Annotated in this window: 14 protein-coding genes; 13 read left to right on the forward strand and 1 reads right to left on the reverse strand. The window is 67.1% G+C overall.

Annotated features, from left to right (window positions below; all coding sequences use genetic code 11):
• The first annotated feature begins 62 nt into the window (after positions 1 to 62).
• The 5 genes from ribA to hisF all read left to right on the forward strand — a co-directional run bounded on the left by ribA (position 63) and on the right by hisF (position 3,503).
• Complete coding sequence (gene ribA, locus ACIQF4_RS03560) at positions 63 to 776, forward strand: GTP cyclohydrolase II (RefSeq protein WP_400515779.1); 714 nt, start codon at positions 63 to 65, stop codon at positions 774 to 776.
• 72 nt (positions 777 to 848) lie between these two features.
• Positions 849 to 1,337, forward strand: coding sequence for a 6,7-dimethyl-8-ribityllumazine synthase (gene ribH / locus ACIQF4_RS03565; protein ID WP_400515746.1), 489 nt, complete (start codon positions 849 to 851; stop codon positions 1,335 to 1,337).
• Positions 1,338 to 1,440: 103 nt separating this feature from the next.
• Entirely contained in the window at positions 1,441 to 1,704 is a 264-nt protein-coding gene (locus ACIQF4_RS03570) for a phosphoribosyl-ATP diphosphatase (RefSeq protein ID WP_015936881.1), read from the forward strand.
• A gap of 90 nt (positions 1,705 to 1,794) precedes the next feature.
• A complete protein-coding gene (gene hisG / locus ACIQF4_RS03575; RefSeq protein WP_231455018.1) occupies positions 1,795 to 2,655 on the forward strand; it encodes an ATP phosphoribosyltransferase in 861 nt (286 codons plus the stop codon).
• A gap of 71 nt (positions 2,656 to 2,726) precedes the next feature.
• Positions 2,727 to 3,503, forward strand: a complete 777-nt coding sequence (hisF, locus tag ACIQF4_RS03580) for an imidazole glycerol phosphate synthase subunit HisF (protein ID WP_190611982.1) — start codon at positions 2,727 to 2,729, stop codon at positions 3,501 to 3,503.
• 82 nt (positions 3,504 to 3,585) lie between these two features.
• Here the strand turns inward: hisF and ACIQF4_RS03585 are convergent, their stop codons facing one another.
• Positions 3,586 to 4,230, reverse strand: a complete 645-nt coding sequence (locus ACIQF4_RS03585; protein ID WP_350002280.1) for a TIGR03085 family metal-binding protein — start codon at positions 4,228 to 4,230, stop codon at positions 3,586 to 3,588.
• 112 nt (positions 4,231 to 4,342) lie between these two features.
• On the opposite strand from ACIQF4_RS03585, the gene hisI reads away from it, so the two are divergent.
• The 8 genes from hisI (at position 4,343) to lgt (ending at position 11,824) form a co-directional block, all read left to right on the forward strand.
• Positions 4,343 to 4,786 carry a phosphoribosyl-AMP cyclohydrolase gene (hisI, locus tag ACIQF4_RS03590; protein ID WP_400515744.1) on the forward strand — a complete coding sequence of 148 codons (444 nt, stop codon included), beginning with the start codon at positions 4,343 to 4,345 and terminating at the stop codon, positions 4,784 to 4,786.
• 134 nt (positions 4,787 to 4,920) lie between these two features.
• Complete coding sequence (locus ACIQF4_RS03595; protein WP_400515742.1) at positions 4,921 to 6,483, forward strand: anthranilate synthase component I; 1,563 nt, start codon at positions 4,921 to 4,923, stop codon at positions 6,481 to 6,483.
• On the forward strand, positions 6,483 to 7,193 hold the full coding sequence (locus ACIQF4_RS03600) for a Trp biosynthesis-associated membrane protein (RefSeq protein ID WP_400515740.1): 711 nt from the start codon (positions 6,483 to 6,485) through the stop codon (positions 7,191 to 7,193). Before ACIQF4_RS03595 ends, ACIQF4_RS03600 begins: the two co-directional genes overlap by 1 nt.
• Positions 7,194 to 7,297: 104 nt before the next feature.
• The gene (locus ACIQF4_RS03605) at positions 7,298 to 7,585 is read left to right on the forward strand and encodes an HGxxPAAW family protein (protein ID WP_066275356.1); all 288 of its coding nucleotides are present in this window, start codon (positions 7,298 to 7,300) and stop codon (positions 7,583 to 7,585) included.
• Positions 7,585 to 8,406 (forward strand): indole-3-glycerol phosphate synthase TrpC, encoded by an 822-nt coding sequence (trpC, locus tag ACIQF4_RS03610; RefSeq protein WP_350002284.1) that lies wholly within the window; start codon positions 7,585 to 7,587, stop codon positions 8,404 to 8,406. The genes ACIQF4_RS03605 and trpC overlap by 1 nt, the downstream gene beginning before the upstream one ends.
• Positions 8,407 to 8,519: 113 nt before the next feature.
• The gene (gene trpB / locus ACIQF4_RS03615; RefSeq protein WP_400515738.1) at positions 8,520 to 9,860 is read left to right on the forward strand and encodes a tryptophan synthase subunit beta; all 1,341 of its coding nucleotides are present in this window, start codon (positions 8,520 to 8,522) and stop codon (positions 9,858 to 9,860) included.
• Entirely contained in the window at positions 9,857 to 10,666 is an 810-nt protein-coding gene (gene trpA / locus ACIQF4_RS03620; RefSeq protein ID WP_400515736.1) for a tryptophan synthase subunit alpha, read from the forward strand. The genes trpB and trpA overlap by 4 nt, the downstream gene beginning before the upstream one ends.
• Before the next feature lie 3 nt (positions 10,667 to 10,669).
• On the forward strand, positions 10,670 to 11,824 hold the full coding sequence (gene lgt, locus ACIQF4_RS03625) for a prolipoprotein diacylglyceryl transferase (RefSeq protein WP_400515734.1): 1,155 nt from the start codon (positions 10,670 to 10,672) through the stop codon (positions 11,822 to 11,824).
• Positions 11,825 to 11,829 lie beyond the last annotated feature (5 nt).

Genomic DNA, 11,829 nt, shown 5'->3' on the forward strand with positions numbered 1-11,829 from the left:
CAGCCCGCGGCAGCGGTTCGCCGAACGGCCACGGTACTTCCCCGGAGGGCCTTGCAGCTTCCATGAACAGCCACGGACCCGCCGCCAACGGGGAGGAGCGCAGCGGCAGCGGCGTGGTGCCTCATCCCGTCAGCGGCGGCCCGGTAGTGCAGCTGCCCACGGCCTTCGGTGATTTCGTGGCGCAGGCCTGGACGGACCTGGTCACCGGCGTTGAACACCTGGCCGTCAGTTCACCCAACCCGCCCAAGGACGGTAAAGCGCCCCTCGTCCGGCTGCACTCGGAATGCCTCACCGGCGACATTTTTGGCTCCTACCGCTGCGACTGCGGGGAGCAGCTTGCCTTCGCCCTGGAAATGATCCAGCAAAACGGCGGGACGCTGCTCTACCTGCGCGGGCAGGAGGGCCGGGGCATTGGCCTGGCCAACAAGATCAAGGCCTACGCTCTGCAGGAGGCGGGCTTTGACACAGTGGAGGCCAACGAGCAGCTGGGGCTCCCCGTGGACGCCCGCTCCTACAACGCCGCAGCTCAGGTCCTGGCGGAAATGGGCCTCCATGAGGTGCGGCTCCTGAGCAACAACCCGGACAAGCAGAACAGGCTGGCACGGGCGGGCGTGAAGGTTGTGGAGATGGTTCCCACGGAGGTGCCGTCCCGCGATGAGAACATCCGCTACCTGCGGACCAAGAAGGACCGCATGGAGCACCGGCTGCTGCTGGACACCCATGTGGTTGCGGTTCCCGTCACCACCCCGGAAACCTTCGAGCACGAACAAGACTGACGCGCTGCGGCACACCACCGGCCGCAGCACCTTCAAGACACACCACCACGACTGAACGGAACAGACTGACCCATGAGCGGACACGGCGCCCCCGATATCGACCTCAGCACCCTCAACCCCACGGAAACGTCCCAGCTGCGGCTGGCGATTGTGGCGGCAAGCTGGCACACCCAGATTATGGACGGACTCCTGGACGGTGCACTCCGGGCAGCGAAGGACGCCGGCATTGCCGAGCCCACGGTCCTGCGCGTTCCCGGCAGCTTTGAGCTGCCGGTCGCTGCCGCCCGCCTCGCACCGCACTTCGACGCCGTCGTTGCACTCGGCGTCGTAATCCGCGGGGGAACCCCGCACTTTGACTACGTGTGCCAGGCAGCGACGTCGGGACTCACCGACGTCAGCGTGCGCACCGGCGTCCCCGTGGGCTTCGGCGTCCTGACGTGCGACACCGAGCAGCAGGGCCTTGACCGGGCAGGACTTCCCGGCTCCAAGGAAGACAAAGGCCACGAGGCCGTTACCGCGGCGCTTGCCACCGCCGTCGTACTCAAGCAGTACGGCAATTAACGGACCCGGCAGGACGGGCGCGCGTGTGTATTCGCTCACATCGCGCCCGTCATGCAACGGCCCGGGAAGCGCCCCGTGGGCTGCAGCAAGTAGGCTGGAGGGCGTGAAGAATTTCGAGACGCTGTTCGCTGAGCTCAGCGAGAAGGCAGCCACCCGCCCGGAAGGCTCCCGCACCGTCGCTGAATTGGACTCCGGTGTTCACGGCATCGGCAAGAAAGTCGTTGAGGAAGCAGCCGAAGTCTGGATGGCTGCCGAATATGAATCCGATGAAGCCGCGGCAGAGGAAATCTCCCAGCTGCTGTACCACCTGCAGGTTCTGATGCTCGCCAAAGGCCTGACCCTGGAAGACGTCTACAAGCATCTGTAGCCACCGGTCCGGCGCGCTCCAAGCCGCCGGTGCCTGCCGTGGCCTGCATTGCCTGAACACCTAGACCTCCCCAAACCAGAAAGACCTCCAATGCTGCGAGTAGCCGTCCCCAACAAGGGCTCCCTGTCCGAAGCCGCCTCCGCCATGCTGTCCGAGGCGGGCTACCGCCAGCGCCGGGACACCCGCGAACTGGTCATGGTGGACCCGGACAACGACATCGAGTTCTTCTTCCTCCGCCCCCGCGACATTGCGGTGTACGTCGGGCAGGGAACGCTCGACGTCGGCATCACCGGACGCGACCTGCTCCTGGACGCCGAGGTGGAGGCCGAAGAGCTGCTTCCGCTGGGCTTCGCTGCCTCGACGTTCCGCTTCGCGGGCCCCGTGGGTGACTTTGCCAAAGTCGAGGAGCTTGAGGGCAAGCGGCTGGCCACCAGCTACGACGGCCTGCTCCGCGGCTACCTCGCCGGGAAGGGCATCAACGCCAAGGTTGTCCGGCTGGACGGTGCCGTTGAGTCATCGGTCAGGCTCGGCGTGGCAGACGCCATCGCCGACGTTGTGGAAACCGGCAACACCCTGAAGGCTGCGGGCATGGAAATCTTCGGCGATCCCATCCTGAAGTCCGAGGCCGTGCTGATCCGCCGCACCGGCGCAGGCGGCGCCGCGAACGGCACAGCCAAGGAGATTGAGGTGCTGATCCGCCGCCTGCAGGGCGTCCTGGTGGCGCGCCAGTATGTGCTGATGGACTACGACATCCGCAAGGAACTGGTGGAAAGCGCCGCCGCCCTGACCCCGGGCCTGGAATCGCCCACCGTCTCCCCGCTGCGGGATTCGGACTGGGTGGCCGTCCGCTCCATGGTGCCCAAGAAGGAAACCAACCGGATCATGGACGAGCTCTACGACCTGGGCGCCCGCGCCATCCTGGTCAGCAGCATCCACGCCTGCCGCATCTGAGCCAGCCCCGCAGTACCAACCCGCGCCCTAACAACCCAGCGCAGCACAAGACAGAATTTCCAGGAGCTCCCATGGCAGTAGCAGTACGCGTCATTCCCTGCCTTGACGTGGACGCCGGACGCGTCGTCAAAGGCGTTAACTTCGAAGGCCTCCGGGACGCCGGCGATCCCGTTGAGCTCGCCCACCGCTACGACAACGCCGGTGCGGATGAGCTGACCTTCCTTGATGTCACGGCGTCCTCAGGGAACCGGGAGACCACCTTTGACGTGGTCCGCCGGACTGCAGAGGAAGTCTTTATCCCGCTGACCGTCGGCGGCGGCGTCCGGGGCGTGGCAGAGGTGGACAAGCTGCTACGCTACGGGGCCGACAAAGCCTCGATCAACACTGCAGCTGTTGCGCGGCCCGACGTTATCGACGAGATCACCCGGCACTTTGGTTCCCAGGTCCTCGTCCTGTCCCTTGATGCCCGCCGCACCCGCCCCGGGTCCCAGCCCACGCCGTCGGGCTTTGAAGTGACCACCCACGGCGGACGGACCGGCACCGGAATCGACGCCATTGAGTGGGCCAGGGAAGCCGCGGACCGCGGCGTGGGCGAGATCCTGCTCAACTCCATTGACGCTGACGGCACCAAGGACGGCTTCGACCTGGAACTTATCAGGCTGGTCCGGGCTGCGGTCAAGGTGCCCATCATCGCGTCCGGCGGAGCAGGGGAGCCTGCCCACTTCCCGCCGGCCGTCGCCGCGGGTGCCGACGCGGTGCTGGCAGCTTCCATCTTCCACTGGGGACCGGACAACATGATGTCCCAGGTTAAGGACGCCATCCGGAACGCGGGCTTCGAAGTCCGCTGAAGCGTGCCCTAACCCAACTGGGTAGCGTCAGGTGTCGTTTTGAGGGCTCATAACGACGCCTGGCGCTACTTGGTTTGAGGGTTTAGAGGCCCACTTCTGCTGATTGGAGGAGCGCGACGGCGTCGGGCTGGCCTTCGAAAGTCACCAGGGCATGGCGCGTGCGGCCATGGGCGTGCATCAGCAGCTCGCCCGGTTCGCCCACGATGGCCACCGAAACCGGTGCGCGCTTGGCGACGTGCCGGGGCCCGGACGGCCGGACCAGGACGATTCCCAGGTCGACGCCGCGGTAAAGGATCGCGGCGCGCTTGACCAGCTCGTCCCAGAGGGCCTCCGAGTAGGCCTCGTCGAGTGCCCGCGGCGCCCACCGGTCAACTGCCCGGCGGATATCCTCCGTGTGCACGAAGTACTCAATGAGGTTGGCGCTTTCATCGAGGGTCCTGATGTTCATCGGCGAGAGCGCCGGCGGGCCTGCCCGGAACGTGTTGACCAGCTTTGCATAGGCTTCGGCAGTGGTCAGCTTCGCCGCGAGCCTGGCAGTGGCCTGGTCCGAGGCTTTGGCCAGGCGTTTGATAATCAGGCCCAGCCCCACGGCTGCTTTGCGTTCGCGCAGGTACAGGTGCGCGGCAAGGTCCCTGGTGCGCCAGCCCTTGCACAGCGTGGGCGCATCAGGACCGGCCGCAAGCAGGGTCTCGGCCAGGACTTCTCGGGACGGTTCGACGAAATGCATCACTTGTGAAACTAGCATGACCGGCGCGGAGTTGGGCAGCGCGGCCACCCCTGCTGGCGTGCCGTCGTTCACACACGTTCGGGGCCGCGGGACAGGCACTAGACTTGACCTGATGTCTGAGTACCCCGCCCCCGTCCCTGACCCCGGCCCCGCCGTGCCTGTGGCTGCCCCGCCCGGCCCGGCCGCCGCCCCATCGCCAAGCCCGCTTCCCGTGGACTTGGCCGCCGCGCTCAAGCGTGACAGCGCCGGCCTGGTGGCCGCGGTGGTGCAGCAGTACGACACGAACGAGGTCCTGATGCTTGGTTGGATGGACGACGAAGCGCTGCGCCGCACCATGACCACCGGGCGGGTCACCTTCTACTCGCGCTCCCGCCAGGAATACTGGCGCAAGGGCGATACCTCCGGGCACGTGCAGTGGGTCAAGTCAGTGGCAATGGACTGCGACGGCGACGCGCTGCTGGTACGGGTGGACCAGGTGGGCGCAGCATGCCACACCGGCACCCGCACCTGCTTCGACGGCCGGGACCTCGCTGTCACCACCGGCCAGGCCGGCTGAAACTCTCTGGCTGAAACTCTTCAGGACCCGCAGCCACCTGCGGTCACGCGGGGGAGGGCCGGCCACCCCCGCAAGCACGCACACACAGGCGCCGGCGCAGACGGCCCAACGAGAACAGGCGGAACAGCATAGCCATGCAGGACCTTGGAATCATCAGCCCGGGCCTCGAGGAATTCAGGGAGCTCGCCGGGCACAGCCGCGTCATTCCCGTCCGGCTCAAGGTGCTCGCTGATGCCGAGACGCCCATCGGGCTGTACCGGAAGCTGGCCAACGGCCAGCCCGGCACCTTCCTGATGGAATCGGCGGCTGTAGGCGGGGCATGGTCCCGCTACTCCTTCATCGGTGCGAGGTCCAGGGCAACGCTGACCACCAAGGACGGCAACGCGCACTGGCTGGGCCAGCCTCCCGCTGGCGTTCCGGTGGACGGCAGCCCGGTGGATGCCATCCGCGACACCATTGAGGCCCTCCGCACCGACAGGTTCGACGGACTGCCGCCCTTTACCTCAGGCCTGGTGGGATTCCTGGGCTGGGAAACGGTCCGGCACTGGGAACGCCTGGTCAGCCCGCCCGAGGACGACCTGCAGCTCCCGGAGATGGCGTTGAACCTGGTGACGGACATGGCGGTCCACGACAATGTGGACGGCACGGTGCTGCTCATCGCAAACGCCATCAACTTCGACGACAGTTCGGAGCGCGTGGATGAGGCCTGGCACGACGCCGTGGCCAGGGTCAAGGCGCTGCTTGCCAAGGTGAGCACCCCCGTGGCCCAGCCCGTCTCGGTCCTGGCCCCGGCGGCACTGGACTTTGCCTCCAGCGTCCAGGAACGCTGGGACGAAGCGGAGTACCTGGCTGCCCTGGACCGCGGCAAGGAGGCCATCGTTGACGGCGAGGTGTTCCAGGTGGTCATTTCCCGCCGCTTTGAGATGGAGTGCCCGGCATCGGCCTTGGACGTCTACAGGGTACTGCGGAACACCAACCCAAGCCCCTACATGTACATCTTCAGCCTCGAGGATGCCGAAGGCCGTGAGTACTCCATCGTGGGATCCTCGCCCGAGGCCCTGGTGACGGTGACCGGCGAGGAAGTCATCACCCACCCCATCGCCGGATCGCGCCCGCGGGGCAGGACGGTGGAAGCGGACAAGGCACTTGCCGAGGAGCTCCTGGCGGACCAGAAGGAACGTGCCGAGCACCTGATGCTCGTGGACCTTTCCCGCAATGACCTCTCCAAGGTCTGCGTCGCGGGGACCGTGGACGTCACCCAGTTCATGGAAGTGGAGCGCTTCAGCCACATCATGCACCTGGTGTCCACCGTGGTGGGCAAGCTCTCACCACAGGCCAAGGCATACGACGTCCTCAAGGCAACGTTCCCGGCCGGCACCCTTTCGGGCGCCCCCAAACCCCGCGCGCTGCGCCTCCTGGACGAACTCGAACCCCACCGCCGCGGCATCTACGGCGGAGTGGTGGGATACCTCGATTTCGCGGGCGACATGGACATGGCAATCGCCATCCGCTCCGCACTGATCCGCGACGGGCGCGCCTACGTCCAGGCCGGTGGCGGCATCGTGGCTGATTCGGTCAACGACACCGAGGCGTTGGAAACCGTCAACAAGGCCGCAGCGCCCCTCCGCGCCGTCCATACCGCGGGCACGCTGCAGAACATCTCGGCAGACTCGCTGCCCGGCAGGTCGGACTCCTGATGCCCGGTCCGGGACCCGGAACAGGGCAGGAACCCGCAGCAGGACAGGCAGGCGGAGCAGGACAGGCAGGCGGAGCAGGACAGGCAGGTGCTGGAGAGGCGGCGGCCGCGGTCAAGGGCCCGGCGGCGCCGGCCTGGGCACGCCGGTCCACGCTGGTGCTGCTCATTGCCGTCCTGGCGCTGGCGGTGTTCGGCGCCACCACACAGACCTGGATCAGCGTCACCCTCGATCCCAACCAGCTTGGCCAGGGCGGCGCCGCGGAGGAGCCTCTCCCGGTGCAGGGCAGCAAGGCGGCCACCGCCGTCACAGCCCTGGCGCTGGTGGCACTCGCCGGCGGACTGGCAGCCGCGATCGCGGGCAGGGTTGCCCGGTGGATCATCACCGCCATCATCGTCCTGGCATCCGCTGGAATTGTTGCTGCGGCTGCAACCGTCCTCACCAACCCGCTGGCAGCGGCCCAGGGTTCCATTGCGGAAGCCACCGGCGTCACCGGAAGCCAGGCCCAGGTGGCTGTCACGGCGTTCCCGGTCCTTGCCGTCGTTGCCGGCTGCCTGCTGGCACTGGCAGCCCTGCTGATCGTCCCCGCGGGACGGTACTGGAAAGCCCGGACCAAATATGACGCACCGGCGCCCGGCAGTCCCGCGGCTGCAGGCCCGGTGGACGAGATCGACAGCTGGGACAGGCTCTCCCGCGGCGACGATCCCACCTGACCCGGCCTCTGCCAGCCGCGGGCACCGGCAGCGCGCCGCCCGATAACCGGTTGCGGGCCAAAAAATGGCAGAATGTAAGCAGTATTCACCCTGAGGAGATTTCCATGAGCAAAGCACCTGCGTCCGTTTCCAAGTCCGGCACCCGCACGGTAGCCCCGGGCGTCATCGACCACAGCCAGGAACTTGGCCACGGCAACAGCCCCGCAGCCTGGACCTGCGTCATCGTGATGCTGGTGGGCGCCCTGATCATGTCAATCGCATTCGTCATTGCCAACACCCCCATCTTCATCGCCGGCGGCGGCGTCATGGTGCTGGGCCTGATCCTGGGCTACGTCATGCGCAAGGCGGGCTACGGCGTTGAGGGCAGCAAGCTGAAGAACTCCGGCCACTGATGTCCACTGTTCTCGATGACATCAACGCCGGTGTCAGGGAGGATATGGAGGCCCGGAAGCGGCTTGTTTCGCTGGCTGAACTGAAGGACCTGGCCCAGGCCGCGGCACCTGCCCGCGATGCCTGGGCAGCGCTCGGCGGCCCTTCACCGTCCCGGGCGGAGCTCAAAGTCATTGCGGAAATCAAGCGCCGCAGCCCCTCCAAGGGAGACCTTGCCGCTATCGGCGACCCCGCCTCCCTCGCCAGGCAGTATGCCGACGGCGGTGCCTCCGTCATCAGCGTCCTCACCGAACAGCGCCGCTTCAGCGGGTCCCTCGCGGACCTCGACGCCGTGCGGGCCGCCGTCGACGTTCCGCTCCTGCGGAAGGACTTCACGCTTGACGAGTACCAGATCTGGGAAGCCCGTGCCCACGGCGCGGACCTGATCCTCCTCATCGTTGCCGCGCTCTCCGATGCCCAGCTCGCCGAGTTCAGCACCCTCAGCCGGGAACTTGGCATGAACGTGCTGGTGGAGACGCACACTGAAGAGGAAATAGAGCGGGCGGTTGCTGCGCAGGCGCGCATCATCGGCGTCAACGTGCGGAACCTGAAGACGCTCGACGTCGACCGTTCAGTCTTTGCCTCGCTGGCCGGGCAGATTCCGGCCGGGGCAGTAGTGGTCGCCGAGTCGGGCGTACGCGACGCCGACGACGTCACGCACTACGCCGCCAGCGGCGCCAACGCCGTACTGGTCGGCGAGGCCCTGGTCAGCCACTCGACGCCGCGCGAGCGGATCGCCGAATTCAAGGCGGCCGGCGCCGCCGCCATTGCCGCCCGCGGCTGACGCCCACACCGGCGCAGGAGCGGAAGGCGGGGTTTGCCCCGCCCGGCGGTCCTGCCCGGCCAGCCCGCGGAACCACACTTTGAGAAACATCCAACTGGAACAGGACGGGACCGATGGCTGAAGCACCCTCCGGCAACGCCGACAACGATACTGACAACAATGCCGCCGAAGCATTCCTGCAGGGCGGCTCCCTCAAGCACGCCCCGGGGCCTTACTTCGGCAGCTACGGCGGACGCTGGATGCCGGAATCCCTTATCGCCGCGTTGGACGAGCTTGAGGACACCTTCAACAAGGCCAAGGACGATCCCGAATTCCGGGCAGAAATCGCGGACCTGAACAGGAACTACTCCGGCCGGCCGTCCCTGCTGACCGAAGCCAAGCGCTTCTCCCAGCACGCCGGGGGCGTCCGCATCTTCCTCAAGCGCGAGGACCTCAACCACACCGGATCGCACAAGATCAACAACGTCCTCGGCCAGGCGCTGCTCGCCAAGCGCATGGGCAAGACCCGCGTCATCGCCGAGACGGGCGCAGGCCAGCACGGCGTGGCAAGCGCCACCGCCGCTGCCCTCATGGGACTCGAATGCGTGGTCTACATGGGTGCCGAGGACTGCCGCCGCCAAGCACTGAACGTTGCCCGGATGGAACTCCTCGGCGCCACCGTCATCCCCGTGACCAGCGGATCGCAGACCCTCAAGGACGCCATCAACGACGCCCTGCGCGACTGGGTGGCCAACGTGGACAACACCCACTACCTGCTTGGCACCGCCGCAGGCGCGCACCCCTTCCCGGCCATGGTGCGCTACTTCCACGAGGTCATCGGGGAGGAAGCCCGCGCCCAGATCCTGGAGCAGGAAGGCCGGCTCCCGGACGCCGTCTGTGCCTGCATCGGCGGCGGCTCGAATGCCATCGGCATCTTCCACGGCTTCCTCGACGATCCGTCCGTGAAGATCTACGGCTTCGAAGCCGGTGGCGACGGCGTAGACACGGGACGGCACGCAGCCACCATCACGCTGGGTAAGCCCGGCGTCCTGCACGGCGCGCGTTCCTACCTCATGCAGGACGACGACGGCCAGACAATCGAGTCCCACTCGATCTCCGCCGGCCTGGACTACCCCGGCGTGGGCCCCGAGCACTCCTACCTGGCGGACATCGGACGGGTCAGCTACGAGCCCATCACGGACAGCGAGGCCATGGAATCCTTCCGGCTGCTGTGCCGCACCGAAGGCATCATTCCCGCCATTGAGTCCTCCCATGCACTGGCCGGAGCCATCAAGGTGGGCCAGCGCCTTGCAGCCGAAGCCGCAGCCGGCGGCGGGACGGCGGAGGACAAGATCGTGATCGTGAACCTCTCGGGCCGCGGGGACAAGGATGTGGCCACCGCAGCCGAATGGTTCGACCTGTTGGACAAGGATTCGGCCGAGTCGGAAATCGGCAAAGAGGGGGAGCAGCTGTGACCACGGCACAGGCAACCAGCAAGTCAGCGGCGGCCATCGACAAGGCCCGTGCCGAGGGCCGCGCCGCCCTCATCGGATACCTTCCCGCCGGCTACCCCAGCGTGGAGCAGACCATTGCCGCCGGCATCGCGCTGGCGGAAAACGGTGCCGACCTCATCGAGATCGGGATCCCATACTCCGACCCCGTGATGGACGGCCAGGTCATCCAGGCCGCCACCACCGAGGCGCTGGCGAATGGATTCACGGTCAGCCAGGTGTTCGACGTCGTCCAGGGCATCACCAGCCGGACCGACGCAGCCGTCCTGGTGATGACCTACTGGAACCCCGTGGTCCGGATGGGCGTGGACGAGTTTTCCCGCCGCCTGGCCGAGGCCGGGGGAGCAGGGCTCATCACTCCGGACCTCATCCCGGACGAGGCGGCAGAGTGGATGGCCGCCTCCGACAAGTACGGCCTGGACCGTGTGTTCCTCGTGGCGCCGTCCTCCACTCCCGAGCGCATGCAGCGGACGGTGGACGCCAGCCGCGGCTTCGTCTACGCCGTCTCCATCATGGGCGTCACCGGTGCACGGACCTCTGTCAGCACCGCGGCAAAGGACGTTGTGGCGGCAGCACACGCCGCCGGCGCTGAGCGCGTCTGCGTGGGCCTTGGCGTCTCCAACGCCGGGCAGGTCCGCGAGATCGCCGCCTACGCCGAAGGCGTCATCGTTGGCACCGCTCTCGTGGCCGCAATCCGCGACGGCGGCGTCGACGCAGTTGCCGCCCTCACCAAGGACCTCAGCACCGGACTGACAGCGGAAGAAGCCTAGTCAATGCAGATCCTCCTTCAGGCAGCCGCACTGGTGCCGGCCAGCATTCCGAGCCCGGACTGGTCCGGTTTCGACATTCCCCTGCCCTGGGGAACGCTGCGCATCCACGCCTATGCCCTCTGTATCCTGGCGGGCATCGTGGTGGGCCTCTGGCTGACCTCCGTCCGCTGGGCCAAACGCGGCGCGCCTGAAGGCAGCGTCTGGGACATCGTGGTCTGGGCCATTCCCTTCGGCATCATCGGAGGCCGCCTCTACCACGTGGTGTCCTCGCCGGACGCCTACTTTGGCCCCGGTTTCGACGGCACCGGCGACCTTTCCCTCATTCCGCAGATCCAGCGGGGCGGGCTGGGCATTTGGGGCGCAGTAGTGCTGGGCGCCGTGGGCGCCTGGATCGGCTGCCGCCGCAGCGGCGTCAAGCTCAGCGCCTTCCTGGACGCCGCCGCGCCCGGACTGCTGCTGGCCCAGGCAGTGGGCCGCTGGGGCAACTACTTCAACCAGGAACTCTTCGGCGGGCCCACCACCCTCCCGTGGGGCCTGCAGATTGATGCCGACAATCCCAACTTTCCGGCCGGAACGCCGGCGGACACCCTGTTCCACCCCACGTTCCTGTACGAATCGCTGTGGAACCTCGCCGGCGTCGTCCTCCTGCTCGCACTGGACCGGAAGTTCAACTTCCGCCGCAGCAGGCTCTTCTGGCTGTACGCCATGTACTACACGCTGGGCCGGGTCTGGATCGAGGCGATGCGGATCGATGATGCCGAGCAGATCGAACTGTTTGGCATCACCACCCGCCTGAACGTCTGGACCAGCATTTTCGTGTTCCTGGCAGCGCTCGTGGCCTTCATCCTGCTGGGAATGAAGAAGCGCACCGAGAGGGACAGCGTGTATTTGCCGGGCCGGGAACCGGAGAAGGTGGCCGGTCCGAAAGAGGCAGCCGCCGCCGGCGACGACGTCCGTGATCCGGACCCTGTTGTCTCAGATAGTGAATCGCGTGATAATCTCCCTGATAACCAAAACGGTTCCCGGCGTGCTTCCGTGCCAACGGAAGAGGCCGCGGCTGCGCCGGCGGGCTCCACGCCCGGACCGAACGCAACGGCTTCCGGAAAGTCCGGCAGCACTGCCACAGGAACCGCGCCGGAAGCCGGCGCTACCAAGTAGCGCGC

The sequence above is a fragment of the Pseudarthrobacter sp. NPDC092202 genome (genome assembly GCF_044755505.1).
Lineage (GTDB): Bacteria > Actinomycetota > Actinomycetes > Actinomycetales > Micrococcaceae > Arthrobacter.